This window comes from Natrialba hulunbeirensis JCM 10989, assembly GCF_000337575.1.
Taxonomy (GTDB): domain Archaea; phylum Halobacteriota; class Halobacteria; order Halobacteriales; family Natrialbaceae; genus Natrialba; species Natrialba hulunbeirensis.
This window is the reverse complement of the sequence record NZ_AOIM01000039.1, coordinates 79739-104774: the sequence shown is the minus strand read 5'-3', so window position 1 is coordinate 104774 and position 25036 is coordinate 79739. Positions and strand designations below refer to the sequence as shown.

The 25036-nt window shown below is 62.6% G+C and carries 25 protein-coding genes; 12 read left to right on the top strand and 13 right to left on the bottom strand.

Annotated elements, in window-relative coordinates; translation table 11 throughout:
• Window positions 1-95: 95 nt before the first annotated feature.
• Entirely contained in the window at window positions 96-242 is a 147-nt protein-coding gene (locus C483_RS20540; protein WP_006654371.1) for a hypothetical protein, read from the bottom strand.
• A gap of 364 nt (window positions 243-606) precedes the next feature.
• Here C483_RS20540 and C483_RS15820 point away from each other — a divergent pair, with 364 nt between their 5' ends.
• Window positions 607-1641, top strand: a complete 1035-nt coding sequence (locus C483_RS15820; RefSeq protein ID WP_006654370.1) for a lysylphosphatidylglycerol synthase transmembrane domain-containing protein — start codon at window positions 607-609, stop codon at window positions 1639-1641.
• Between the two features lie 94 nt (window positions 1642-1735).
• Window positions 1736-2488, top strand: coding sequence for a DUF7117 family protein (locus tag C483_RS15815; protein WP_006654369.1), 753 nt, complete (start codon window positions 1736-1738; stop codon window positions 2486-2488).
• A gap of 16 nt (window positions 2489-2504) precedes the next feature.
• Here the strand turns inward: C483_RS15815 and C483_RS15810 are convergent, their stop codons facing one another.
• Entirely contained in the window at window positions 2505-3398 is an 894-nt protein-coding gene (locus tag C483_RS15810) for a bifunctional methylenetetrahydrofolate dehydrogenase/methenyltetrahydrofolate cyclohydrolase (protein ID WP_006654368.1), read from the bottom strand.
• A 197-nt stretch (window positions 3399-3595) separates the two neighbouring features.
• On the opposite strand from C483_RS15810, the gene C483_RS15805 reads away from it, so the two are divergent.
• Entirely contained in the window at window positions 3596-4594 is a 999-nt protein-coding gene (locus C483_RS15805; RefSeq protein ID WP_006654367.1) for an aldo/keto reductase, read from the top strand.
• 25 nt (window positions 4595-4619) lie between these two features.
• Here the strand turns inward: C483_RS15805 and C483_RS15800 are convergent, their stop codons facing one another.
• Window positions 4620-6125, bottom strand: a complete 1506-nt coding sequence (locus C483_RS15800) for a heme o synthase (protein ID WP_006654366.1) — start codon at window positions 6123-6125, stop codon at window positions 4620-4622.
• Between the two features lie 126 nt (window positions 6126-6251).
• Complete coding sequence (locus C483_RS15795) at window positions 6252-6623, bottom strand: DUF7111 family protein (protein WP_006654365.1); 372 nt, start codon at window positions 6621-6623, stop codon at window positions 6252-6254.
• 106 nt (window positions 6624-6729) lie between these two features.
• Here C483_RS15795 and C483_RS15790 point away from each other — a divergent pair, with 106 nt between their 5' ends.
• Both C483_RS15790 and C483_RS15785 read left to right on the top strand, forming a co-directional pair.
• Window positions 6730-7671, top strand: a complete 942-nt coding sequence (locus tag C483_RS15790; protein ID WP_006654364.1) for a DUF3267 domain-containing protein — start codon at window positions 6730-6732, stop codon at window positions 7669-7671.
• A gap of 116 nt (window positions 7672-7787) precedes the next feature.
• Window positions 7788-8138 (top strand): PadR family transcriptional regulator, encoded by a 351-nt coding sequence (locus C483_RS15785; protein WP_006654363.1) that lies wholly within the window; start codon window positions 7788-7790, stop codon window positions 8136-8138.
• A gap of 18 nt (window positions 8139-8156) precedes the next feature.
• On the opposite strand, the gene C483_RS15780 is transcribed toward C483_RS15785, so the two are convergent.
• The 3 genes from C483_RS15780 to C483_RS15770 all read right to left on the bottom strand — a co-directional run bounded on the left by C483_RS15780 (window position 8157) and on the right by C483_RS15770 (window position 11099).
• Window positions 8157-8996 (bottom strand): hypothetical protein, encoded by an 840-nt coding sequence (locus C483_RS15780; RefSeq protein WP_006654362.1) that lies wholly within the window; start codon window positions 8994-8996, stop codon window positions 8157-8159.
• Window positions 8997-9131: 135 nt separating this feature from the next.
• Window positions 9132-10277 carry an acyl-CoA dehydrogenase gene (locus C483_RS15775; RefSeq protein WP_006654361.1) on the bottom strand — a complete coding sequence of 382 codons (1146 nt, stop codon included), beginning with the start codon at window positions 10275-10277 and terminating at the stop codon, window positions 9132-9134.
• A 132-nt stretch (window positions 10278-10409) separates the two neighbouring features.
• Window positions 10410-11099 carry an SDR family oxidoreductase gene (locus C483_RS15770; RefSeq protein WP_006654360.1) on the bottom strand — a complete coding sequence of 230 codons (690 nt, stop codon included), beginning with the start codon at window positions 11097-11099 and terminating at the stop codon, window positions 10410-10412.
• 163 nt (window positions 11100-11262) lie between these two features.
• On the opposite strand from C483_RS15770, the gene C483_RS15765 reads away from it, so the two are divergent.
• The gene (locus tag C483_RS15765; protein ID WP_006654359.1) at window positions 11263-12315 is read left to right on the top strand and encodes a phytoene/squalene synthase family protein; all 1053 of its coding nucleotides are present in this window, start codon (window positions 11263-11265) and stop codon (window positions 12313-12315) included.
• Window positions 12316-12361: 46 nt separating this feature from the next.
• Here C483_RS15765 and C483_RS15760 read toward each other — a convergent pair whose 3' ends face one another.
• A complete protein-coding gene (locus C483_RS15760; RefSeq protein WP_006654358.1) occupies window positions 12362-13627 on the bottom strand; it encodes a hypothetical protein in 1266 nt (421 codons plus the stop codon).
• Between the two features lie 111 nt (window positions 13628-13738).
• Here C483_RS15760 and C483_RS15755 point away from each other — a divergent pair, with 111 nt between their 5' ends.
• From C483_RS15755 to C483_RS15745, 3 genes are all read left to right on the top strand, one after another.
• The gene (locus tag C483_RS15755) at window positions 13739-14704 is read left to right on the top strand and encodes a hypothetical protein (RefSeq protein WP_006654357.1); all 966 of its coding nucleotides are present in this window, start codon (window positions 13739-13741) and stop codon (window positions 14702-14704) included.
• 126 nt (window positions 14705-14830) lie between these two features.
• On the top strand, window positions 14831-15625 hold the full coding sequence (locus tag C483_RS15750; RefSeq protein ID WP_006654356.1) for a class I fructose-bisphosphate aldolase: 795 nt from the start codon (window positions 14831-14833) through the stop codon (window positions 15623-15625).
• 1 nt (window position 15626) lies between these two features.
• Entirely contained in the window at window positions 15627-16496 is an 870-nt protein-coding gene (locus C483_RS15745) for a class 1 fructose-bisphosphatase (RefSeq protein WP_006654355.1), read from the top strand.
• 97 nt (window positions 16497-16593) lie between these two features.
• On the opposite strand, the gene C483_RS19645 is transcribed toward C483_RS15745, so the two are convergent.
• On the bottom strand, window positions 16594-16824 hold the full coding sequence (locus tag C483_RS19645; protein WP_006654354.1) for a hypothetical protein: 231 nt from the start codon (window positions 16822-16824) through the stop codon (window positions 16594-16596).
• Between the two features lie 90 nt (window positions 16825-16914).
• Window positions 16915-18150 carry a hypothetical protein gene (locus tag C483_RS15735; protein WP_006654353.1) on the bottom strand — a complete coding sequence of 412 codons (1236 nt, stop codon included), beginning with the start codon at window positions 18148-18150 and terminating at the stop codon, window positions 16915-16917.
• A 722-nt stretch (window positions 18151-18872) separates the two neighbouring features.
• Between C483_RS15735 and C483_RS15730 the strand changes: the two genes are divergently transcribed.
• Window positions 18873-19223 (top strand): DUF5658 family protein, encoded by a 351-nt coding sequence (locus C483_RS15730; RefSeq protein ID WP_006654352.1) that lies wholly within the window; start codon window positions 18873-18875, stop codon window positions 19221-19223.
• Between the two features lie 79 nt (window positions 19224-19302).
• Here C483_RS15730 and C483_RS15725 read toward each other — a convergent pair whose 3' ends face one another.
• Window positions 19303-19764, bottom strand: a complete 462-nt coding sequence (locus C483_RS15725) for a MaoC family dehydratase (protein ID WP_006654351.1) — start codon at window positions 19762-19764, stop codon at window positions 19303-19305.
• Window positions 19765-19908: 144 nt separating this feature from the next.
• On the bottom strand, window positions 19909-21309 hold the full coding sequence (locus C483_RS15720) for an NAD-dependent succinate-semialdehyde dehydrogenase (RefSeq protein WP_049912827.1): 1401 nt from the start codon (window positions 21307-21309) through the stop codon (window positions 19909-19911).
• A 291-nt stretch (window positions 21310-21600) separates the two neighbouring features.
• On the opposite strand from C483_RS15720, the gene gdhB reads away from it, so the two are divergent.
• On the top strand, window positions 21601-22878 hold the full coding sequence (gdhB, locus tag C483_RS15715) for a glutamate dehydrogenase GdhB (RefSeq protein WP_006654349.1): 1278 nt from the start codon (window positions 21601-21603) through the stop codon (window positions 22876-22878).
• A 316-nt stretch (window positions 22879-23194) separates the two neighbouring features.
• Here gdhB and C483_RS15710 read toward each other — a convergent pair whose 3' ends face one another.
• The gene (locus tag C483_RS15710) at window positions 23195-24487 is read right to left on the bottom strand and encodes a Cdc6/Cdc18 family protein (RefSeq protein ID WP_006654348.1); all 1293 of its coding nucleotides are present in this window, start codon (window positions 24485-24487) and stop codon (window positions 23195-23197) included.
• Between the two features lie 191 nt (window positions 24488-24678).
• Between C483_RS15710 and C483_RS21105 the strand changes: the two genes are divergently transcribed.
• The gene (locus C483_RS21105) at window positions 24679-24807 is read left to right on the top strand and encodes a hypothetical protein (protein ID WP_275039997.1); all 129 of its coding nucleotides are present in this window, start codon (window positions 24679-24681) and stop codon (window positions 24805-24807) included.
• Window positions 24808-25036: the final 229 nt, after the last annotated feature.

Sequence of the window (25036 nt, the reverse complement as noted above, 5' to 3'; positions counted from 1 at the left end):
GCGTCACCAGAAAGATTCTGCTGGGACCACTTAAATGTGACGACACACTCCCGATTTGTGATGTGTTTGTCTCGGCCCTAGCGGGCCGTGAGGGTTCACATGTGCTCTTCCTCGAGTACCCAACCGAGGGCACGCTTATAATAGGTAAACATCTGTTCGACGCCGTCGTGGTTCATCTCGTCGCTCTCGAGGTGCTCCGTCAGAAACTCGTACTGCTCTCGGATCTCATCTTCATCACGCATATGAAGGTGTACCACCGACAGACAAAAAAGGTCGCCGGGATAGCAACTGGCCAGTGAGCGAGTGCGTGCTCCGTCAGTGACTCGATCGGACACAGCGGCTGAGAGAGAAATACCCTGGTCTCGTTCTCGGTGTCCACGACGGGTACCCGGTAACACGTTGTTGGCATCGCCGTAGCACATTCCGCTCGGGCGTCGCTGTCGTTTCACGCAGTAGTCGTCCGTTTGGTTCCACAACAGTCAGAAACGGTGATGGATGACTCGACGGGGGTCGGCACAGGACGGCTGTTTGCTGATCAGTGCGGGGAGCTATCGATGTGGTGAGACTATTCGCAACTTAATTGTAGTTTCAATGCAATGTTCGTCTGTGAACCGCCGGATCGCCCTTGGTTTCGTCCTCGCCCTCCTCCTCCTGGGCGTCCTGATTCGCGTCGTCGGCGGCCAGGCCGTCGCCGGGGAGTTCTCGAGTGCCGACTATCGGTTTCTTGGACTCGCCGTCGGATCGGGACTCCTCGCATTGACCTTTCGAGCACTCGTCTGGGAGCAGTTCCTCTCGCTTGTCGACGACACACTGCCCCGTATACGGATCGTCGCGCTCTTTCTGAGTGCGATGTTCCTCAAGTACATCACACCCTACGGCCAGCTCGCGACCGAGCCGTTCGTGGCCTATCTGGTCTCACAGCACGGCGAGATGGCCTTCGAAGACGGACTCGCTGGCGTGCTCTCCGCGGATCTGCTGAACTACGTGCCCTACTACACCTACGGGTTCGTCGCGCTCGGCGTGATCGTCGTTACCGGCGCGCTCGGAACGGACCTCTCCCTGCAGTTGCTCGCATTTACCGGCCTGTTCTCCGTCGTCGTTGGCGTCGTCTTCGTCACGATTCGGCGTCCATCCGTCGTCTACGGGCTGGTTCTATGGGTAACCGCGGGACTCCGGTGCGTCCTCTGTCGGTTCTCGACCCGGTTTGAAGATCGATTTGCGAAACAGACCGTCCGATCGCGACTCGACGGGTTCTACGGGACTATCGACACGATTTCGGCGGACCGAATGGCACTCGTCGCCGCCATCGTCTTCGCCCACCTCGGCATGCTCTTTCTCATGCTACCGGTTTACCTCGGCGCGCTCGCACTCGGCTACCGGCTCGCACTCCCCATCGTCGCACTCGCCGTCGCGTTCGGAAAACTCGGCGCGGTCGTCCCCGCCCCCGGCGGGACCGGCGGCGTCGAAACGATGGTAACCGGCGTCCTCGCGACGCTCGGCGGCCTCGAACTCGCTACCGCACTCACAGTCGCACTCATCTACCGGCTCAGCACCTACTGGCTCACCGTCGGCATCGGTGGACTCTCTGCTGCCGCAATGTTCCTCCGCGGCCCACAGCCGGAAGCGAACCCCGATTCGTAGGTCGTCCCACAGCCGGGACGGCAACACGCTCCGCAACTTCGGTTCTGCCCCCGACTCCGTGAGGACTTTTTGTGCCCCCATCGTAGACGCCTGCATGAAGATTCGGGGCGAGCGCGAGTGTACGGAGTGTGGCACCCGGTGGTCGTACTACGAAACCGGCAGCATCGACTGTCCCGGCTGTGGCAGCCTCCGCAGCGTCGGCACCGACGACCGAACCGAACACACCGACCTGCAGGTCCCGTTCGACCTCACGCCCATCCGCTCCGACATCGACGACACGTCGACCGGCGACCTCGCCGACCGCGCCCGCGACCGTTGTCGCGAATACGTCCGCCAGCGCGGCTTCATCAACGCCGGCGATCTTCGTGACCTCGACGACACCTACCTCGCCGCCATCGAACTCAGACACGTCGCCGACGTCGTCGCTCGGGAACTCGAGTATAACGCCTCGCTCGACGACCGCGATGAACTGTACTTCCTCTCCTTGCTCCGCGATGCAGACGGTGGCGAGCGTCCACCGGCCGACGAGGTCCCACCCGGACTACAGGCAGCGCGGGGACTCGCCGTCGCGAACGCCATTCGAGAGTATCGCCGCGACGTTCGCACGTGGCTCGAGGAGGGAAAAACGGGACGAACACAGGCGGAACTGACGAAACCGGACCGGCAGGTACTCGAGTCCCTCGGTGAGCACGTCAAACGGATTCGACTCTTAGATGGTGATATCGACGCGGAAACCGCGGATCGGCTGGTCGAAGCGACCCGCGACCTGGGGGACGGGCTTCGCGGCGACGAGGTGGCGCTGGGGCGGGCGCAGGATCGGTTGGAGCGACTCGAAACAGAGATCTGAAACTGATTACCCTGTCTCAGGGCAGCGAAACGTCGATATCTTCCTGCAGACTCGCAGCCGTGACGGTGTTGTACAGCAACATCGCACGCGTCATCGGACCGACGCCGCCCGGCACCGGCGTGATCGCACTCGCCTGTTCCTTCGCGGTCTCGAACTCGACGTCGCCGACGAGTTCGTACCCCTTCTCGGTATCGGCATCCACGCGATTGACGCCGACGTCGATGACGACCGCGTCGTCGCCGATCATCGACCCGTCGATCAGTTCCGGCACGCCGACCGCTGCGACGACAATGTCTGCACTGCGGGTCTTTTCGGCTAGATCATCCGTCCGGGAGTGACAGACCGTCACCGTCGCGTTGCCGTCGTCGGCCTTCTGGATCAACAGATTCGCGAGCGGTTTGCCGACGATATCCGAGCGGCCGACGATCGTCACGTCTGTGCCCTCGATCTCGACGCCAGCGGACTCGAGTAGCTTCTGGACGCCGTGGGGTGTGCAGGGACGGAAGCGGGCGTCGCCGGCGACGAGGCGACCGACGTTCTCGGGGTGGAAGCCGTCGACGTCCTTGGCGGGGTCGACGCGACGGATGACCTCGCGGTAGTCGACGTGGTCGGGGACGGGAGCCTGGACGATGTAGCCGTGAACGTCGTCGTTCTCGTTGAGCGCGGCGATTTCGTCGTACAGCGTCTCCGGGGAGGCGTCGCCGTCGACGTCGACGTGGTAGCTCTCGATGCCGACCTCCTCGCAGTCGCGCTGTTTCATGTTCACGTAGGTTTCGCTGGCGGGGTCGTCACCCATCAACACCGTCGCCAGCCCGGGACGCGCGCCCGCGTCGGCAAGCGTCTCGATGGCGTCGGTCAAGTCCTCGCGAATCTCGCTCGCGACGGCGTTGCCGTCGATGATCTCGGTCATTACTCGAGTTGCCGGCTGGGATGCTCATTAATGCTCGGGTTTGTGCCCAATATGGCACCTGTTCCGATCCAATATATGCAAGTTCGTGTGATACAACTGCGTCGGGAGCCCCGGTACAGACACAAGTACGCGGAGCCGGCAACCGGCTCACGTCGCCCCATCTGTTTTGGCACCCGGGAAAATACGTGCAGACGAGTATGGAGTACACGACACTCGGCAACACCGGCACGACCGTCTCGAAGCTCTGTTATGGCACCTGGCGCTTCGGCAAGAAGCACGGAGACACCGTCGAAACTGACCGCGAGGAGGCCCACGAGCTACTCGATGCGGCCTGGGAGAACGGCATCAACTTCATCGACACGGCGAACGTCTACGGCGACCCCGACGGTACCAGCGAGGAGTGGATCGGCGAGTGGCTCACAGACCACGACCGCGAGGACTTCGTCATCGCTTCCAAGGTCTACTTCTCATTCGACGGCTGGGGCGAACCCGGCCCCAACGACTCCGGACTCGGGCGAAAGCACATCCGCGCCCAGATCGAGGGCACCCTCGACCGACTCGGCACCGACTATCTCGACCTCTACTACATCCACCGCTGGGACGAGAACACCCCGATTCGAGAGACCATGTCCGTCCTCACCGAACTCGTCCGCGAGGGGAAGGTTCACTACCTCGGTGCCTCGACGATGGCCGCCTGGCAACTGACCAAGGCGCTCTGGACCAGCGACGTGGAGGGGCTCGAACGCTTCGACGTTACCCAGCCGATGGTCAACGCCGCACACTACGACGCCGTCGGCGACTACCTCGACGTCTGTGCCGACCAGGAGCTGGCGGTCTGTCCGTACTCGCCGCTCGCCGGCGGCTTCCTCACCGGCAAGTACGAACGGACCGCGGACGGCAGCGTCGAGGCTCCCGACGGCTCCAGAGGCAGTCTCGACGACCTGTTCGAAGACCGCTACGCGACCGACCGCGCGTGGGACGTGCTCGATGCCGTCGAATCCGTCGCAAGCGAGGTCGACGCCACGCCAGCACAGGTCTCGCTGCGCTGGCTCATCGAACAGGATCGGTTCACGTGCGTCCCAATCGTCGGCGCGCGCTCGCCCGACCAACTCGAGGAGAACGCCGGCGCGGTCGAGATAGATCTCACGGACGAGCAGTTCGAGCGGATCGACGAGGCTCGTGGTGGGGTGCAGTAGCCGGCTCGAGGGCTGAAACGGAAACCTAGAACAGCGGCGTCGTCACCACGAGCGCGTCGACGAGAATCGCGACGAGCACAGCGCCGAGGAAGGCGTTCGAAGCGTGGAACGCGCGAAAGGCCGCAGCCTCGGTCTGCTCGAAGTGGAGGACGATGGCGGCCCAGAGGAAGATGCCGCCGAAGAGGACGACCGTCCCGGCGTAGAGCGCGCCGAGGTCGGTGATCCAGGCGAGTGCGACTGTGCTAACGAGCGTCGCCGCGAGGTAGTAGATGATGTGCTTTCGCGTCTCCGTCTCGCCGCGGACAACGGGCATCATCGGGAAGCCGCCGCGGGCGTAGTCGTCCTTGTACGCGAGCGCGAGGTTGTAGAAGTGCGCCGGCGTCCAGAGGAAGATCACACCAGCGAGCGCGAGCCCTGGAAGTCCAATCTCGTTCGTCACGGCGGCCCAGCCGATCAGCGCCGGCAGTGCGCCCGCCGCGCCGCCGATGACCGTGTTCTGGACCGTGTTCGGCTTGAGCAACAGCGTGTAGACGACGCTGTAGAACAGGATCGCGGCGAGTCCGAGCGCGGCCGCGAGCATATTGATCGTCAGGAAAACCGACAGCGACGCTGCCGTCAGGAACAGGCCGAACAGCATTGCGTTGCGAACCGGAATCAGTTCGGTCGCGAGCGGCCGGTCCGCGGTCCGGGACATACGCTTGTCCACGTCACGCTCGAGGACGTGGTTGAACGTCCCCGATGCGCCGATTGCGAGCACCCCGCCGCCGAGCGTGGCGAGGATGACGTCGGGCGTCAGCGCAGGGCCAGCCGCGAGCGCCATCCCCGCCGCTGCGACGAGACACAGCAGCCACATCAGCCGTGGCTTCATCATTTTGAAGTACGCAAAGGCGGTGAGTCGAGCGCGAGCGAGGCGGCTCTCGGGCAGGGACAGTCCAGCCGTCGCGTCATCAGCGGCCGGTGCTGGCTCCGGCTCCGAACTCGCAGTCGAAGCCGAAGCCGAAGCCGAAACCGATGGCCCGTCCGCTGGCGTTCCGAACTCGAGTCCATCGTCGTCTGCGGAGCCAGTTGCGAGTTCGAGATCCCAGGCGAGTGCGAGGACGATTGCCGTAAAGATCACGAGACCGAGTCCGAGGTGCAGTCCCGGGACGACCGCAGCGGGGCCGAGCACTGCCGTTGCAGCACCGACGCCGATCTGGACGGCGTACAGCACCGTTCCGACGAGGATGGCCGCCTGCACGCGGCGGGAAACGTCGCCGAACAGGGCCGCAAGGGCCGTCACGGCGACGAGCAGGCCGACGAGCACGGCCGCCAGCCGGTGACCCCAGGCGACAACGAGCTGGGTCTGGTTCAGCGGATCGGCCGGCGCGTGACAGGTCGGCCAGGTCGAACAGGCCGCGGCAGCGTCCGTCAGCGAGGTCGTCGCGCCGACGATCAACAGGAGGTAGACGCCGAGCGCGGTCGCTGCGAGCAGTCCTGAAAAGCGCCGGCGCGTCCCGATCGGGCGGGGAAATGACTCGGATTCGGTTGCCACGGCTACTCTCGTCTAGAGCCTTCCACTCCGCGTATTTATGGCTCCCGTTTTCCGCGGCCGCTTCGTCGGTTCTCACGGGGTCTCGGGCGAACGTGTTCGAAAGGAGGTGTCGGTCTCGAGTGTCAGTTACATCCCCATGTCGTCGGCCGCCTCGGGAATCGGCAGGTCGTGTTGTGAGACGCCGAGCAGTTCCGCCGCGTGATCGAGCGCCATATCGAAGCCGTAGTAGCGCTCGAGTTCGTCGCCGTCCGCGGTCGGTCGCACCTTGAGCATGGCGTAGCCCTCGATGTTCTGAGCGATGGCCGCGGTGCCGGTCCCGCGTGGTGTTGCAGTCGCGCCCGAATCTTCGTCCTCGACGCCAGCGACGAACTCGAGTCGGCGCTCGGTCTCGGTTTCGTCGTAGGTGGCGCGGATGCCGTTGGCGGTGGCGGTAGTGGTAGCGGTGGTGGTCGCACTCGTGCTCTCGGGCGCGGCGTCCGTGTCAGCGTCCTCGGTCATACTCCCTACTCGGAGGGCAGCCACCGGGAAAGTATCGGTTCGCTTGCGACGGGGTGGCGCGACTGGAACCGATATTCCTTTTTCGTCCCCGGCGGACGGTTTGCGCGTGACGCGAGCCGAATCACGGCCGGCCTCCTCGCCCTCCCAGCCCGTCACCGAGTTCCGGCTGACGCGGCTCGTCGCCCTCCAGTGGCTCACCGTCTCGGTCGTCGGCTTCTTCGCGCTCGTCTACTACGGTGTTCACCTGCACGCGCGCTTCCGCGGAGAACAGCTCGCTCAGGTCGCGATCCCCGTGCTTCCGTCAGGGACGCTGCTGTTCTGGCTCGGACTCGCAGCGGTTGTCCTCGGTGTGGTTGTCGTGCTCCACGAGGCCTGTCACGGTCTCTTTATGGCCTACTATGGCAGTGCTCCATCCTTCGGAGTCGGGCTCTCCTACGCGCTCTTTCCGTACGCCTACGCAGCCGTCGGCGGCGACCGATTTACTCGCAACCAGTTGCTCGTCATTCTCGTCTCCCCGTTCGTCCTGCTCACCGCGAGCGGACTCCTGCTCATGGCAGCCATGCCGGAACACCTGTTCGCCGTGCTTCTCGTGTTCGCACTCGCGGTGAACGGTGCCGGCTCCGTCGGGGACCTCTGGATGGCCGCCGTCTTGCTCCAGTATCCGAGCCGTGTCCGGGTCGATGCGCTGCCGGACGACGACATTCAGGGGTTCGCGATTTACGATCCCGAATCAGATTGCCGCTCCGGCGACGAAACACTACGACTCGCCGGAATGCAGACGCTCTCGCGGATCGCCACCGGTACCGTCGCAACGCTCGCTCTTTTCGGAACTACCGTCATCGCTCTCGTTCTCGCCTCACTCGCCGCCGGCTCCGGCACTGTCGAACTCGCCACCGACCGGCTGCTGCTGTTCAGACACGCGGTGGACTCGAGTGGCGTCGCGCGATTCGAGGTGGGTGAGGTTGCGGTGGGTGCCGTGAGTTTGGCGGGCGGACTGTGCTGGGCGGTGCTTGGCTGGCTTTCGGAGTGGGTGGTACGGGATCCATGAGTTGGTTTCGAGGACGACTAGCACCCGACCAGAACCTAACCAGGACCCAACCAGAACCAGAACCAGAACAGAACCAGAACCGTAACGCTCGTGCGCCGGACGAACCGAAACTGCGTATGACCAAGTGGCTCCAGAGCGGGCGGCGACGGGACATCTGTGTGCTGCTGGCGGCGGCCAGCGGTTCGGATACCGAGGATACTGTGGATGCGACGGACGACACAGCGAGCCAGGCCGCCCACCGCGGCGAACTCCGCGGCCAGCAGCTCAAGTCCCAACTCGAGTCCCACTACGACGACCGAATCGAGCCGAAGTCGTTCTACGGCACGCTGTCGGCACTCGTTGACACGGGGTTTGTCGAGAAGCGAACAGAGGGACTGCACGACGTGTACGCGCTCACCGAGGCGGGCGAGCGGCGGCTGTACGACCACTACGAGTGGATGAGTGCGTGTCTTGACGTTGATCGCTGAACGGTGCTAAACCGCTGGCTACGAGCGCCGATCCTGCCCGATCAGGAATCCGAGCGCCCCTCCCGGCAGCGTGAACGGCCACGTGACCGCCACCAACGCGAGGACCGAGAGGAGTTCACCCGTCCCGCCGACGCCAGACCGCCACCGCTCGCGCCGGAAGCCGACGCCGAGGACGAACCCAACCGCCGGCAGGACCCAGACGACTGTTCCGAGGAAATTACCGGCAACTGTAGAGAGGTCGATCCCGACGAGCGGAATTTCGTGGACAGTCGTAAGAGCAACACCCGCGAAACTTCCGTCGTAGGCGGCCGTCACAAGGAGAACGCCGGTCCAGACGCCGACGACGACCCACGCGGCGCGAGTGGTCAGTTGTACCGTCCCGCGAGCGGCAAGCAACCCACCGAACGCGAGCGCCAGCGCGCCGGTGAAGCCAATCGGAACGCGAAACTGCTCGGGCAGGACGGGTGGTGAGCGCTCGACCGCAACGGTCGTCAGCAGATACTCCGTTTCCTCGACCGTGACAGTCGGTGGACCGGTCTCGGCCAGCCCAGTCATCGGGACCGCCGCCTCGCTCTCGTATCGCGGCCAGTCGTGGCCACCACCCTGATCGCTGTGGTACCAGCCGACGGGTAGGTCCGCGGCCGACTCGAGTGTCTCGACTGCGGACTCCACGGCAGTTTTCGTCTCCGGTGGCAGGTCATCCACCGGAACGGCCGTCGCAGCATCCGCCGTGATCGTCGTCTCACTCGCACGCAGTTCGTGTGCGTCGCCAGCGTGGTGCGGCCAGAGGTAGAACGGGTTGCATAACAGCCCGATTCCAAGGAGGAGCAGGAGGGCGACTCGAGTACGCGTTGACATCGCTCGTTTTCTGCAGGGCGTTCGTGTAAGATATATGCATCGAACAGGCCGCGTCAGCGACGATTGTGGACTCGAGTACGGAACGGACTAGCCGAGTGGGAAAGAGGGACGACAACCGCAACGACTCGGAGTCGCTCAGTTATCGAGCAACTGATCGCCGATCGTGTTCCGCAGCACTTCGCTCGTGCCCTCGTAGATCTCGTTCAGCTTGGCGTCGCGGTAGAACCGCTCTGCGGGGAAGTCCTTCGTGTAGCCGTAGCCGCCGTGGATCTGGATCCCCTCGTTTGCGACCTCGCGGGAGATTTCGCTGGCGTAGAGCTTCGCCTGCGCGGAGTCCTTGATGAAGTTCTCGCCGCGGATCTTCTTGTCTGCGGCCTTGTGCATCAGCATCCGGGCCGCCTGGATCTTCGTGTCCATATCCGCGAGCTTGTGTTTGATCGACTGGAACTCGCCGATCGGCTGGCCGAACTGTTCGCGCTCGCCGGCGTAGTCCCGGGCCTCGTCGAACGCAGCGCGAGCGATACCGATGCTCCGGGCGGCGATGGTGATCCGGCCGCCGTTCAGGGTCTTCAGCGCCTGCACGAAGCCGTCGCCCTCGGCACCGAGGAGGCGGTCCTCGGGAATCCGGAGGTCGTCGAATCGGAGTTCGGCCGTCGGACAGCCCTTGTCGCCGAGTTTCTCCTCCGTGTTCTCGACGATGAAGCCGTCGTCCTCCTCGGGGCGGACGACGAACGAGGAGATGCCCTTGTTGCCGGCTTCGGGGTCCGTCTTCGCGAAGACCGTGACGGTGTCCGCGACGGAGCCGTTGGAGATCCAGAGCTTGCCGCCGTTGATCACGTACTCGTCGCCATCCTTTTCAGCCATCGTTTCCATCGCCGGCACGTCACTGCCTGCGCCCGCCTCGGAGAGCGCGAACGCGCCAACGTCCTCCCCTGCTGCAAGCGGTGTCAGGTACTCCTCCAGCTGGGCGTCGTCACCGAACTCGTAGAGCATGTTCCCCGCGAGCGAGGTGTGGGCGGCGACGACGGTCCCGAGGCCGCCGGAGCCACGCGAAATCTCCTCGAGTCCGATCGCGTAGGAGTGGTAGTCGAGACCGGCCCCACCGTACTCCTCGGGGAACGGCATCCCCATCAGTCCGAGGTCGGCCATCTCGTCGACGAGGTCCTGCGGGAACTCGTCCTCGTGGTCGATTTCGTCCGCGACGGGAACGATCTCCTCGTCGACGAACTCCGAAACCATGTCCCGAATCTGTTGCTGCTCGGCCGAGAGCGCAAAGTCCATACTTTCGCTATGGCGGGTCGATTCTTTACTGTTACCTCTCGGATTCCGGTTCACGGATGGCTGATTGTTTCGCGTTTATTCAGAGTCGTACACGAATGCCCGCCAGATTCGTGGTGAACCGTTGGGAATCAGTCAGGCAGCGTCCGTCCCTGCCCCGGCCAGCGATTCGAGTGCTGCATCGATCGGATCGTCACCCGAGAGCAACTCGAACGTCTCGCCAATGAGACCGTCGTACTCGAGTACACCCACGAGCACAGTAGCCACGTCTTCGCGCGGAATGTCGCCGTCGCCGAGGTCGAAGTCGGTGCCGACCCGGATCTCGCCGGTGCCGGACTCGGTCGTCAGTTCGCCGGGACGGGCGATGGTGTGTGAGAGCCCGCTTTCGCGGAGGTACTCGTCGGCTTCGGCTTTCGCAATCAGGTAGTCCTGGAGTGGCTCTGGACCGGATTCGGGATCGTCCGCCCCCATCGAACTGAGCATGACGAAGCGGTCGATCCCCTGGTCTGCTGCGGCGTCGACGAGCCGGATCGCGCCGTCGCGGTCGACGCCGTAGACGTCCTCGCCGCCGGAGCCCGCGGCGAAGATGATTGCATCACAGCCGTCGACAGCGTGCTCGACGGAGTCGGTCAGGTCGGCGACGACGGCGTCAATGTCTGCCCCCATCGATTCCATTTCCTCGACCTGGCTGTCGTCACGGACCATCGCGCGGACGTGATACCCCTCGTGTGCGGCGAGTGTTTCCGTTACGTGTTGGCCGACCTGGCCGTGTGAGCCGGCGACGAGGACGGTTTCGGTCGCGGTCGGATCGTCGGTATCGGACATACGTGCTCAGTCGAGACGAAGGCAGAAAGTGATGGTCCCGTGACGTGCCGGGATGCCGGTCTGGCCCCTCAGTATCGCCGAATTCCGTTCTATAGCCCCCAACAGAATAGAATGTTACGACCGCGGCGCTTTTCCGGGATGGGGACGAAAGAGAAGCCAGTAGATGACCACGGCCCAGCACGAACTCACAACCGACGCCGACCTGGAGTGGTGTTACGACGCGGTACATGGCGTTTCGCGGACGTTCTCGATCACGATCGACCGGCTCGAGGAGCCGATGTCGAAACACATCTGTCTGGGATACCTCCTTTGTCGAATTGCAGACACGATCGAGGACGCGGGCCACATTCCGCCTGCCGAACAGACCGAGTTGCTCACCGAGTACGATCGTCTCCTCGACCCCGATACGGACCAGTCCGTCGAGGCGTTCATGGCCGACGTTGAGCCCTGGATTCCCGAGCCAGCGGACCGATCGAACGACTGGGATGTCGTGGCCGAAACGCCGCGCGTGCTGCAGACGTTCGAATCGCTCGATGAGGAGCCCCGCGAGATCATGCGCGAACCCGTCCGCGAACTCGTCGACGGGATGGCCATGTTCACCGATCGGTACGCCGACGAAGGCGGCCTCCGACTGCAGACACTCGAGGAACTCGAGGAGTACTGCTGGTATGCCGCCGGCACGGTCGGAACGCTGATCACCGGGCTCGTCGCCCGCGGCGCATCGCAAGAGCGCGCCGCAGAGATGCGTGATAACGCCCGCTCGTTCGCGTTGCTCTTGCAACTCGTCAACATCGCCAAGGACGTCGAGTCGGACTACCACGAGGAGAACAACGTCTACCTGCCTGCAGAGTGGCTCGCAGAGGAGGACGTCGACCTCGACGCCGTCACCGACGAGGAGAACCACAACGGCGTGACGAACGTGGTCGAACGTGTCACCGGGCGTGCGGAAACCTACCTCGACGACGCCCAGCGCTACCTCGAGGTCGTGCCGGAACAACACGGCAACCGACTCTCGGCGTGGGCGATTCCGTATCTCCTCGCCGTCGGCACGATGCGCGAACTCCGCGAGCGACCCGAAGATGTCGTCGAAGAGGGCGACGTGAAGGTTCCGCGCGCGGAAGTGTATGCGTTGCTGCAGCAGTTCGAGGAGGGTATGTCCCGCTCTCGACTCGACGAGCTACGGGCCACGATGGCAGAACAGCCGCTTCACCAGTAGCGTCGTCCGGTACGAGACAGGCGGTACGGTGAATCGCTGGCTCGGCTCAGGGTCGCCCGTCGGCGCTGGTCTGTCTACGTTGTGTTTCTCGCTGCTTTGTGTCTCCTGCCAGTGCAATCTCTCGGCCGACCAGCGACAACACGTACCCGAGCACGGCCGCCGCTCCCGCAATCGGGAGGAAGACGAACAGACTGAGGACGAAGATCGTGCCAGACGTCGGAAACGGTGCTAGCACAGCGACGGCACCAAGCGGTGCCAGCAGACAGGCCACGCCATACAGCCACGCACGCCGCTCTCCCCGTGTGAGTGCATGTCCGAACGGGAAAAACAGGACGACCGACAGGCCGAACGCACCGATCAGAAGCGCCTCGAACAGGAATCCAAGCAGCCAACTCGCCCCGGCGAGCAGCCCCACTGTAGCCAGCCCGAGCAGCGTCAGCGTTCGCCGGGAGTGATACACACCGAGGCGGCGACAGAGCGCGACACAGCCAGTTCGTCCGACGGTTCCAACCCATCGGCTGCGGCCAGCCAGCTCTCGTGATCGGCCAGCACCGACAGTACTGGTCGCGACTGCCGCGAACCCTACCACTACCACCGGGACGACGCCAGCCAGCACGGTGTGCTCGAGTACCACCGGTCCGAACGCGACTGCCGCCGCAGTCCAGGAGGCGGCGGTGTTCGTGAGCCCCGACTGGGCGTAGGTGACGTAGGTTCGGCTGTGGAAGTCGCCACCCGCTCCATCCTCGTCTTCCCCGGACCCACCGCTCGTCCACGTCAGTGTTCCATCCTCGATACTCCCCGCTTCCGGGCTGTTGGTTACCGCGTAGTCGTCCGGCAGGTGAATCGACACCCGGTCGGCGACGAGTTCGTACCGCACCGGGCTGTCGCCAGCGTAGAAGTACTCGAGTACCCATCCATTGCCAACCCCAACCTGACTCGCGACGTTGGGAACGGTGTACTCGACGTGGACGGCCTGGTCCTCGATCGTGGCGGTAACGGGTTGGGCATCGGTGCCGACGGCGCGGTATCGATGTTGACTGTCGTCGACGGCTGTTTCGAGCGCGCGGGTATCGTTTTGATAGGTGTTCGCAGCCGTTTCGGTGACGGGGACCTGTTCGACCCACTGGGAGTCACCGCTCTCGTCGACGTAGATGTCAAGTGTCCCCGCCTCGGTTGCGCCGTCGAGCGTGTCGGTGCCACAGACCCCACAGATGGGTGACGGTGGTGGCGCACCAGCAGCGAGTGCGACGACTGCGAGACAGAGGACCGAGAGGGCGACGGCGGCCGTGGCGACGCGGGGAGGTGAACGCATACGAGACAGTCAGCGGCAGCAACAATAGTAGTTCGGTCGACAGGATGTGCATCAATGTGAGGACAAGTTTCAAGACTCGACAGTGAGAGCTACGGACGGGCGGTGACTCGCGTGAGTAAGGAACAGTTCGTAACCGAACCGAACGAGGCAGGTTCGGCGAACGAGTGGGACGGGGAGCCGAGTGGGCAAACAGACCGCGATTACGAGGAGCGCCCGCCAGCGGTGCGGACGGCGATCGAAGAGCGGGCTGGTGAGAGCGAGGGCGAGGACGAGGGCGATGAAAGCGACGGGATCGATTCCGACGACGAGACTGGCGAGACTGACGAGATTACCGAGACTAACGAAACCGTTGAAAACGACGAATCGGAAACGATCAGCCTCGGCATCGGACTCGGCATCGAACTCCCCGTCATCGATGAACCCGACGAGGTCTTCGTAGTCGACCCCACCGATCAGTCGCCTACCGATCACGACTCTAACTCTCGGCTCGACGACAACCAGCGCGAGCAGCTAACAGCAGTGGATCTAGACCCCGAGGCAGTCGCCAACAAGGAGTACTCCTACCAGCAGCTCCTCGAAACCGACCTCGACGAGGCGTTCGCGGCCGAACTCCGCCGCCGACTCTCGCTCCCGTGGTCGTTCCAGACCGACAGCGAACTGGGCCTCGACCGCCGCTCCGACGAAGTCCGCGGCCTCGGTGCGGCCGAACGTGCGTGGATCGCAGCCAGCGACAGCGAAGAATGGCAGCGCTTCGAGGCACAGCCACCGACTGCGCACGCAGGGGACTCGAGTACGGTTCCCGACTCGGACTGTCGGCCAGACGCAAACGATACTGACGGACTTGATACCGACGGCGACGATAAGAGCGGCGACGAGCGGCCGTACCCACGGCCAACACCGCTGACCGCCGTCACGGGCGTCGGTCCGGACGATGCGGCGGTGCTCGCCGAGGCGGGAATCGTCTCGGCAGAGCGGTTAGCGACGATTCGAGCGGTAACGATCGCCCGCCTGCTGGAACTGGACGTGCTTCACGTTCGGTCGTGGCGCCACAACGCGCGTGAGTTGCTTTCGCCCTGACACCTGTCCCTTGCTGGTGGTCGACGTCTATCACACTGTTTCTGAGCAATGGTTACTACTCAAATGAGTAATATCGATAATACGGACCATCAGAGATTTATAGCGGCCTGTTGGACCATCTAACAGATGATTCCGATCGACGATTCCCCAATCGTTCGTGACGGTAAGACACTGATCCTCGCGATGGACCACGGCCTCGAACACGGCCCGGTCGACTTCGAAGACGTGCCCGAAAAACTCGATCCGTCGACGGTCTTCGAGACGGCGACCCACGACGCCGTCAGCGCGATGGCCGTCCAGAAGGGGATCGCCGAGGGCTACTACCCAAGCTACGAGGATGACGTCAACCTCCTGTTGAAGGTCAACGGGACCTCGAACCTCTGGATGGGCGAGTACGACTCGGCGGTCAACTGCTCGGTCGACTACGCCGCCGAACTCGGCGCTGACGCCATCGGCTTCACCCTCTATGGCGGCTCGAACCACGAGGTCGAGATGGCAGAAGAGTTCCGCGACGTCCAAGAAGACGCCCGCGAACACGACCTCCCTGTCGTCATGTGGTCGTACCCGCGCGGCCAGGGACTCAAGAACGACACCAAGCCGAGCACCATCTCCTATGCGACCCGCCTCGGACTCGAGCTCGGTGCCGACATCGCGAAGGTCAAGTACCCCGGCAACCCCGACGCGATGGCACACGCCTGCAAGGCCGCCGGCGACATGAGCGTCGTCATGAGCGGTGGCTCGAAGACCTCCGACTACGACTTCCTCTCGACTGTCGAAGCCGCCATCAACGCCGGCTGTACCGGCCTCGCCGTCGGCCGCAACGTCTGGCAGCGCGAGAACCCAACCCGCATTCTCGACGCACTCGAGAAAGTCATCTACGAGGAGGAGACGGCAGACGCTGCACTCGAGGCAACCGAATAGGATGACGGTTTCCGATCCGGTCGTCGAGGCCGTCGTGGCGACACTGAGTCGGTCGGCGACGGAGATTCGACAGGGGCTGGTCGGTCGCCGCGGCGCCGTCGACGAGGAGAATCCAAGCGGCGAGACGCAGGTCGAAGCCGACATCTGGGCGGACGAGTTGCTCGCCGAGCGGCTCTTGGCAATCGACGGGATTAGCCAGTATGCCAGCGAGGAGCGCGAAGCGATCGTCGACTGTGGAGACACAGCTTCGGCGGCCGGCTACACCGTCGCCGTCGACCCACTCGACGGCTCCTCGAATCTCACCTCCAACAACGCGATGGGGACCATCGTCGGCGTCTACGACGCACCGCTGCCAGCCCGCGGCGAGGACCTCGTCGCGGCCGCGTACGTGCTCTACGGCCCGATCACGACGATGCTCCTCGCAACCGAGGACACCGTCTCGGAGTACGAGTTAACTGGCGGCGAGCGACGCCGCATCCGCGAGGACGTCACGCTTCCCGACGACCCGGTCGTCTACGGCTTTGGCGGTCGCGTCCCCGACTGGACCGACGCGTTCACGCAGTACGCCCGCGAGATCGAAACCGAACTCAAACTGCGCTACGGCGGCGCGATGATCGGTGACGTCAATCAGGTCGTCACCTACGGCGGTATCTTCGGCTACCCGGGACTCGAGTCCCGTCCTGAAGGAAAGCTCCGCCTTCAGTTCGAGGGGAACCCGATTGGGTACATCATCGAACGAGCAGGTGGCCGCTCCTCGAACGGCGAGCAATCGCTGCTGACCGTCGAGCCAAGCGAGGGCATTCACGAGCGGACACCGGTGTTCGTCGGCAACGAGCCGCTGATTGACCGACTCGAGACGCAGTTGTCCTGAGCAGCGGGCGAGCTGAAATCGGAACTGAACTCAAACCAGAACCGGACCGCGATTTTCACCCTCGTTATTGACTGACGACGTGTCACAGTCGACTCTGTCACCACGGCCGCGTAATCGACACGTAGCCTGCAACACCGAGAAACAGCACCACATAAAACGCCCAGCGCGGCCAGCCGGTCTGCAAGAACAGCAGTGTCACCAACAGGACGAACGCGGCAACGATGATCGCGTCGGCGACAACCCGGCCGATCCCGCCAAGGATCGTGCCGGCACTGGTGGTGGAAGTCGAAGCCGACCCGGTACTCGAGTGCGGTGAGCCGTCGCTCACTGTTGCCACCTCGTGGACAGTGACGCGTTGGTCACTGGGATCGGTCGTCGTCGTTGTCGTCGTTGTCGTCGCCGTTGTCGTTGGCCGCGTTCAAAAGTGATAGCCATAACGTTCGGTTATCCTGTACGCACCGACGCCCCAGACGTAGCTCTGGCCGGGCCACCAGGTGCGAGCATTGTTGAAGCCAGCGATGAGGACGTCGTCATCGTCGCCCTCCGGATCAGCGTGAAAGCTCACCGATCCGCTGTCACCGTCAGTTAAATCCATCTCTCCTCCCCACCGGATCTGACCGTATCGGCAGAAGTCGTCCGTAAAGCAGGTCACTGCATCAATCCCCTGGATCGCACCCGTTGTATGGCCAGTCATTGCGCCGACCTTCTCGAGTCGTTCGTCGCGAGCCATGAGGTCTGCGAGGCCAAACTTGGTGTACTGGCCGCGCACTCGCAGCGACGGCTGCGTATCGATCAAACTGGCCGGTTCGATGTCGCCCGTCGGTTCGATCGTGGCGAAGTCCTCGGCCGGGTGGGCACTTGCAACGGTGCCGAGTGAGACGTGGTCTGAGTCCTGGATGGGAAGTGAGACAGGTTCGCCAACCGGATCGGGTCCACTGTTGAAGGCGTGTTCTGCTGTGACAAAGAACGATTGTTCCGTATCAGGGTTGTATAGTGCCGGCCCGAGCGTTGCCAGACTCGTCGGTGTCTCGCAGGCGACACCGCTCGGGGCGTATCCGTTGTGAACGTGTTCGAGGATACGCGGCTCGAACGAGTCACGACCGGCCTCGATGTTCTCGACGCTCTCGAGATCCTCCGCGTCTTCGATGTCGCCGACGTCTTCCAGGTCGTTGATCCCGTCGTTGTCGAAAAGTGCCTCAATATCGACTGGAATGCCGGCGACGAGCTGGTCGAGGAGGTCCCGAACGGAGTCCCAGTCGCGCGAGATCCCGACCGAGACTGTTGCCGTCTCGCTCTGGTAGGAGCCGGGAACGACCGCACTCCCGAGATAGCCGGTGAACGCGAGCCGTGCCAGCCGTTCGTTCAGTTCGATCGCAGACTCGACTGCAGCGTACCAGTCCGCAGGGACGTATCGCGTTCGCTCTGTCAACGACCAGGGGTCGTTCGGATCGTCCCTGACGAGTGCGGTAACGATCGGTACGTCGCCGTCGTCGGCACGCAAGAAGTCCTCGACGCCGAGGAACTGTGCCATGCCAACGGCGTAGCCACCGGTCACGAGCGTCCGGACGAACTCACGACGGTCCATCCCCGAATCGAGTCGATCCCGAATCGTCGCGAGTCGTCGGGTAGAACGTTCTATCGTCTCATCTGACATGTATTTGAGAGTCGATACCGTCTTCGGTTTCACCTCGTCACGTCAAAGCTAATATTCACGTACACGGGTTATTGCAGCTGTATCTGCAGGATAGGCAGAATTATGGATAGGCGTTGTGCCTGCAGTTGTCACCAGTAAACACCCTATTTCAACGGCCCGCTGACACATGTCTGGACACGAATACACTCGGCCTGAATACTCACTCGCGATATAATGACTGGACGACTGAACGCAAACGTTCCTCACGCCATCGGCAATACGTTGCAATGTCTCCGTGCTGGTGACCGCGGAGACAACCGCCGAACCGACACACCTCCAACCGGGTCGTGACACCCACGTCGCACATTCCCCCCAACTCGTCCGCTCGTGGCGTGTACCGCCCTGCCGCGTCGCTGGGTGTTCGATACCGGTGTTCCTCTCACTCTCCGTTACCCGCCTGCTGAGCACGGACGCTGTCGAGAGACACGGCACCTCGCTGTCAGCGAGTTTGGGTTTGGCACTTGTTACTGACTGGTAACCACTCGTAGGACGAGGATACGGCTCGCATAACAATACCCATAATTGGGATAGTACCGACTGAACTCCGGTTGCTCCCGGTGGGCGACGGCGAACGGTCGGTACTGTGTTGTGGATACCGGTGGGAGATCCGACATCCGACATCCGACCCACTCGCTGCTCTTGGCCACAGACTGGCTATCCGGTTCGATTCCGGGTGGGAGTGTATGCAATCCGACGCCGTCTACTCGGTACCGCGGCTAACTGTTACTGTCACAACGAGTGATCTCGACCGGCTTCTCTGGGTACTTGTCGCCGTCTCGCTCGTCGGCGATGTCGTGACGACGTTTCTCGGCCTCCACCTCGGGTTGACCGAGTCGAATCCGATCGCCCGGAGCGCGATCGATGGCTACGGACTCGTCGGAATGCTCGTTCTGAAAGCCGCAGCTGTCGGCGTCGGCCTCTGTTGTCGGCCGCTCCTCCCCAGAGTGTACCAGCCGATCGTCCCAGCCGGACTGGCCCTTCCGTGGCTCATCGCGAGCGGGATCAACGTCTACATGATTTCGACGGTCCTCTGAGGCCGGAAGCGCGCCGAAAGTCACCGTTTCGCCCGATGCGATCACTGATAGGGGATATCTGTTCGCCCCGGTTCGACGATCACTCGTCGTCGACGAACTCCCGTTTCAGCGAAAGTGCAGTCCGGTCGAACTCACACACCAGTTCGTCGTCCTGATTGAACACTTCAACGTGCATCGTGACGACACCGCGTTCGCCGTCGCTGGTCTCGCGCTTGTCGGTGATAGTCGACTGGACGCGGAGAGTATCGCCGTGGAATACGGGATGGGGGTGTTCGACGTTGTCGTACGAGAGATTCGCGACGATGGTCCCGTCGGTCGTCTCGGGGATCGAAATGCCGACGGCGAGACTCATCGTGTAGAGGCCGTTGACCAGCCGTTCACCGAAGTCGGTGTCGGCTGCAAACTCGTCGTCTAAGTGCAGCGGTTGCTGATTCATCGTCATATCGCAGAACCGCTGGTTGTCGCTCTCGGAAACCGTTCGCCTCCGTTCGTGTTCGATCGTTTCGCCGACCGTGAACTCCTCGTAGTACAAACCGGTCATACGTGCGACGTGGCGGGGTCGCCTCAAAAAGATAGTGTAGTGGCGGCGCTCAACTACGGTGTTGTGCCGTCACCGTAGCTGACACACCGGTCCGGCGAGAACGCGTGTGGGACTGCAGTGTGTCGCCCGTCACCCGCAGCGTCCTCAGTCCACCAGTTCCGACTCCTCGCCAGCGTCCTGTTGCACCCAGATCGTCTTCGTGTTGGTAAACTCATGGATCCCGTCGCGGGCGAGTTCGCGACCGTAGCCCGAGTCCTTGACGCCGCCGAAGGGCAACCGCGGATCGGATTTGACGAGTTCGTTCACGAACGCGAGTCCGGAGTCGAACTCGCGGGCAACGCGCTCACCGCGTTCCAGATCGTCAGTCCAGACACTCGCGCCGAGACCGAATCGGGTGTCGTTGGCCTTTTCGATCGCAGCCGCCTCGTCGGGAACCCGAAACACCGTCGCGACGGGACCGAACAGTTCCTCCTGGTCGGCGGGTGCGTCCTCGGGAACGTTGGTCAGCACGGTTGGCGGGTAAAACGCACCCTCACGATCCATCGGCTCGCCGCCCAGCCGGACCTCGCCACCCTGTTCGACGGTCTCCTGTACCTGCTCGTGCAGTTGATCGAGCAGATCCGGCCGCGCCTGCGGACCGATATCCGTCTCCTCGTCAAGCGGGTCACCGACGACCTGTGCGTCCATCTCCGCGACGAAGCGATCGACGAACTCGTCGTAGACGTCCTCGACGACGATGAACCGCTTCGCCGCAATACAGGACTGTCCCGAGTTCAGGAGTCGCGCCTGAACTGCCGTCTCGACCGTCTCGTCCAACGGGGCGTCCTCGAGTACCACGAACGGATCGCTGCCGCCGAGTTCGAGGACGGTCTTTTTGAGTTCGCTGCCGGCGGTTTCGGCGACTGCACGGCCTGCACCGTCGCTTCCAGTAAGCGTCACGCCCTGAACGCGGTCGTCCTGGATCACCGCTTCGATTTCACTGGAGTCGATTAGCAGCGTCGTGAAAACGTCCGCCGGGAAGCCGGCTTCGTGGAAAATATCTTCTATCGCGCGTGCGCAACCGGGGACGTTCGAGGCGTGTTTCAGCAGGCCGACGTTCCCCGCAACGAGATTCGGTGCGGCGAATCGGAACACCTGCCAGAACGGGAAATTCCACGGCATGATCGCGAGGATCGGTCCAAGCGGCTGATGTGCGACCACCGTTCGGGCGTTCGGATCACCTGCAACGACTTCGTCCTGCAGGAACTCGGCTGCGTGCTCGCCGTAATAGTCACAGACCCAGGCACACTTCTCGACCTCGGCGCGGGCCTGCTCGATCGGTTTCCCCATCTCTCGTGTCATCAGTTCGGCGTACTCCTCGGTGTTCTCTCGAAGAATGTCGCCCGCATCCACGAGCAACCGCTGGCGCGTCTCGATCGGTACGTCGCGCCACTCCTCGAACGCAGCCTGTGCGCGGTCGAGTCGATTCTCGCGTTCGCTCGCATCCGTTTCGTCGTACGTTTCGATCACGTCACCGGTTGCTGGGTTTGTACTCTCGATAGACATACGAAAGCCGACCACGAGGAACTGCTTCAAACGAACGGGCAGTTCTCTCATGCCGAACTGGTTCCGTATTGCTGGCGGTGCTAGCAGGTAGAACTCGGCAATGGCCACTCGTTTGAGCAAGTATTGCATGAATCACGAGGGAGTAACAAGGGTTATGGCGATGGGTCGGAAACCCACACATCTACACCCGCCGGCGGTTTCAGTACGCCGACACGACGTGGTATGACCACGTTCAGTCGAGGTGTCGTCTGATCGTCGTCTTGTGCGGGCACAGCCTTCACCACTCTCACTATGACCGCAGCCGAACCGACAACGGAACCCGACGAAGAGGAAAGCGCAGTCGAAACAGCCCGTCGCCAACTCGAGCGCGCGGCCGCCCACCTGGATGTCGACGAGGGCATCGTCGAGCGGCTTCGTCACCCGACCAGCGTCTACCGAGTTACGATTCCACTCGAACGCGACGACGGCACGCGCGAGATGTTCACCGGCTACCGCGCCCACCACGACAGCGTTCGTGGCCCCTACAAGGGAGGGCTGCGCTATCACCCTGCCGTCAACGAGGAGGAGTGTGTCGGTCTCTCGATGTGGATGACCTGGAAGTGTGCCGTGATGGATCTCCCCTTCGGCGGCGCGAAAGGTGGCGTCGTCGTTGACCCGAAGGATCTCAGCACGGACGAGAAAGAGCGGCTCACCCGTCGGTTCGCCGAGGAGCTTCGACCCGTTATCGGCCCGATGAAAGACATCCCGGCACCGGATATGGGGACCGACCCCGAGACGATGGCCTGGTTCATGGACGCCTACTCGATGCAGGAAGGTGAAACCACGCCGGGCGTCGTGACCGGGAAGCCGCCAGTTATCGGTGGCTCCCAGGGCCGTGAAAAGTCGCCTGGCCGGAGTGTTGGTATCATCACTGCGGAAGCGGTCGACTACTACGACTGGAATCTCGACGAAACGACTGTTGCCGTACAAGGGTTCGGTAGCGTTGGCGCAAACGCCGCCCGCTATCTGGACGAACGCGGTGCCTCCATCGTTGCCGTCTCCGACATCGACGGCGCGATTTACGACCCTGACGGCCTCGATACGAACGACGTGGAAGATCACGACGAAACACCCGGCATGGTCTCGGGCTACAATGCTCCGCAGTCGCTCACCAACGCGGAACTGCTCGAACTCGACGTCGACGTGCTCATCCCCGCCGCGATTGGAAACGTACTCACCGGCGATAACGCGCGCAACGTCAACGCCGACATGATCGTCGAGGGGGCGAACGGTCCAACGACCTCGACGGCCGACCAGATCTTCGAGAACCGAGACATTCCGGTTATCCCGGACATTCTCGCGAACGCGGGCGGCGTCACCGTCTCGTACTTCGAGTGGCTCCAGGACATCAACCGCCGCGCCTGGAGTTTAGAACGCGTCCACGAGGAACTCGAAACGGAGATGCTCCGCGCCTGGGGCGCGGTCTGTGACGAGTACGGACGCAACGACGTGACCTGGCGCGATGCGGCGTACATCGTCGCACTACAGCGCATCGCAGAAGCACACGAGGCACGCGGGCTCTGGCCATAATTATCCACACCCAGGCACAGACCTACACCCAGGCCCAGGCTCAGGCACAGACCTACGCCCAGGCTCAGGCTCAGGCACAGACCTACGCCCAGGCTCAGACACAAACCCAGACCCCCAATTCAGACTGAAAGCGTCACACAGACACTCACCGATTTGTACCGTCCCCACACCGCACGACGGAGCAACCGGCTCACACAGTCTGTGTAGCAACCCCCCCACGTTTCTCCCCCACCCCCGTCGTTCAGACTGTACTCGAGTACGAACGACAGTGCGAGACAAGCGTGACCGAAAAACTACGAGAACGAGGACAGGTCCGTCACGAGAACGAAGACAGATCCGTCTCCACCTCGTGCTCTCGCGAGGAGTCGCCACCATTTGCGAGTTGCTCGTAGGACGGTAGGTCCTCGAGCGAGGAGTCGCGTTTGACCGCCTTGACGATGTGCTTTGGGTCCGTCACAAGTCGATGAAGCAGGTAACTCCCCTGTGAGCGGCCGCCGCCGGTCTTTTCAGACTCGATGACGCCGAGGAACGCCTGTTCCTTGAGTTGGCGATAGAGTCCGTTCTCCGTGATCGGATCGTTTGCGACCAGTTCGCAGATACCGACGTAGCGCTGGTAGATCTCTCGGGTCTTGTACGTCTCGCGGTCGCCAGTGATGATGCGACTCGCGAGCGAGTACAGTGCGAGTTTGGCGTGGACCGTCGCTCCACTGGTCAACTCCTCGATGCGGTTGATCTCGGCTACCTCCTGGGCCTGCTGGATGTGTTCCTCCGAGACGGACTCCGACCCGGTTCGCCGCGCCAGCTCGCCCGCTTCCTTCAGAATCTCGATCGCCTTGCGTGCGTCTCCGTGTTTCTTCGCCGCGAGTGCAGCACAGAGTTCGATCGTTCCGTCCTCGAGTACGTCCGGCTGGAAGGCGTCCTCGCGGTTGCGCATGATTTCGCGAAGCTGGGAAGCATCGTAGGGGTGGAAGAACAGTTCGCGGTGGCCGAAGCTGCTGTCGATGCGCTCGTCTAAGGTTTCGCGGTACTGGACCTTGTTACTGATGCCGATGACGCCGATGTAGGCGTCCGTCTTGCGCGCTTCGCGAGCGCGGGAGAGTTGCATCAGGATATTACTGTTATCGAGTTTGTCGATTTCGTCTAAAATGACGATGACGGCGTCAAAGAAGGACTCCAGAATACGCCAGATGTGCTGGTAGTACTCCATGGTCCCGACGCCACGAAGCGGGATGTGGTCCTGGTAGGCGGTCTGTTCTTTGAGACTCAGGGCGAGTTGGCGGGTCGCACGCGTTTCCGTGTTCGCTTCAGAGCAGTCAACGTAGAGAACGCCACAGTCGATTTCGTTGCTGCTGGCAGCATCCTGGGCTCGCGTGGCGACGTGGCGGGAGATGAGACTCTTCCCGGTTCCGGTTTTGCCGTAGATCATCACGTTGTTCGGTGGATCGCCGCGCGTGATCGCGCCGACTTCGGCGGCAACGGACTGGATTTCGTTGTCCCGACCGACGATCCGGTCCTCATCGGGGACGTGCCCGACGTGGAGGAGTTCCTTCCGATTGAAGATCGGATCGTGGGATTGGAAGAGCGGGTCCCCACCGGCCGTATCAGCCATGCTTCCATTCTGGAAGACCGGTATTATAAAACCATGGGAAAGAATGCAGACTGATAATGAATCACGACTGGGCTCTATTTGACTGCAGTAGCGCTGGAAACGGCTGAAATACAAGATGTGAACGAACGAATCAGTGGTGAACAGGCCCACCCCTGATTCAGAGTGAAAGGCAGCGATGAATAGGGGGTGAGGTGGGAGAAGAAGAGAGGGAGATGGGAAGAGAAGTAAGTGGGAGAGAAGAGCGAGTGAGAGTGGTGAGAGAAGAGCTGAGAGCGGGTGAATATGGAGAGGGGAGAGAGAAGAGTGAATGGAGGAGATAACAGGGGTGAGCTGAGAGCGGGTGATGATGGTGAGGGGTGAGAGAAGAGTGAATGGAGGAGATTGGAGGGAAAATAAGGGTGAGTGAAGGAGGTAAGAGACGTGAGAAAGAGCGGTATCAACTAGTACCGCTGGAGGGAGGTGGCTCTCCAGCGACCGATCCCTCACTGTTATCCCCGATAGGTCATCGGCACGTCATTGACACACCATCGGCGGTTCCACTGTAGATTA

Bases quoted from the DNA above. Each gene is read 5' to 3' on its own strand.
- C483_RS20540 (WP_006654371.1), bottom strand. From the start codon at position 242: ATGCGTGATGAAGATGAGATCCGAGAGCAGTACGAGTTTCTGACGGAG.
- C483_RS15815 (WP_006654369.1), top strand. From the start codon at position 1,736: ATGAAGATTCGGGGCGAGCGCGAGTGTACGGAGTGTGGCACCCGGTGG.
- C483_RS15810 (WP_006654368.1), bottom strand. From the start codon at position 3,398: ATGACCGAGATCATCGACGGCAACGCCGTCGCGAGCGAGATTCGCGAG.
- C483_RS15805 (WP_006654367.1), top strand. From the start codon at position 3,596: ATGGAGTACACGACACTCGGCAACACCGGCACGACCGTCTCGAAGCTC.
- C483_RS15795 (WP_006654365.1), bottom strand. From the start codon at position 6,623: ATGACCGAGGACGCTGACACGGACGCCGCGCCCGAGAGCACGAGTGCG.
- C483_RS15785 (WP_006654363.1), top strand. From the start codon at position 7,788: ATGACCAAGTGGCTCCAGAGCGGGCGGCGACGGGACATCTGTGTGCTG.
- C483_RS15780 (WP_006654362.1), bottom strand. From the start codon at position 8,996: ATGTCAACGCGTACTCGAGTCGCCCTCCTGCTCCTCCTTGGAATCGGG.
- C483_RS15775 (WP_006654361.1), bottom strand. From the start codon at position 10,277: ATGGACTTTGCGCTCTCGGCCGAGCAGCAACAGATTCGGGACATGGTT.
- C483_RS15770 (WP_006654360.1), bottom strand. From the start codon at position 11,099: ATGTCCGATACCGACGATCCGACCGCGACCGAAACCGTCCTCGTCGCC.
- C483_RS15765 (WP_006654359.1), top strand. From the start codon at position 11,263: ATGACCACGGCCCAGCACGAACTCACAACCGACGCCGACCTGGAGTGG.
- C483_RS15760 (WP_006654358.1), bottom strand. From the start codon at position 13,627: ATGCGTTCACCTCCCCGCGTCGCCACGGCCGCCGTCGCCCTCTCGGTC.
- C483_RS15750 (WP_006654356.1), top strand. From the start codon at position 14,831: ATGATTCCGATCGACGATTCCCCAATCGTTCGTGACGGTAAGACACTG.
- C483_RS15745 (WP_006654355.1), top strand. From the start codon at position 15,627: ATGACGGTTTCCGATCCGGTCGTCGAGGCCGTCGTGGCGACACTGAGT.
- C483_RS15735 (WP_006654353.1), bottom strand. From the start codon at position 18,150: ATGTCAGATGAGACGATAGAACGTTCTACCCGACGACTCGCGACGATT.
- C483_RS15730 (WP_006654352.1), top strand. From the start codon at position 18,873: ATGCAATCCGACGCCGTCTACTCGGTACCGCGGCTAACTGTTACTGTC.
- C483_RS15725 (WP_006654351.1), bottom strand. From the start codon at position 19,764: ATGACCGGTTTGTACTACGAGGAGTTCACGGTCGGCGAAACGATCGAA.
- C483_RS15720 (WP_049912827.1), bottom strand. From the start codon at position 21,309: ATGTCTATCGAGAGTACAAACCCAGCAACCGGTGACGTGATCGAAACG.
- gdhB (WP_006654349.1), top strand. From the start codon at position 21,601: ATGACCGCAGCCGAACCGACAACGGAACCCGACGAAGAGGAAAGCGCA.
- C483_RS15710 (WP_006654348.1), bottom strand. From the start codon at position 24,487: ATGGCTGATACGGCCGGTGGGGACCCGCTCTTCCAATCCCACGATCCG.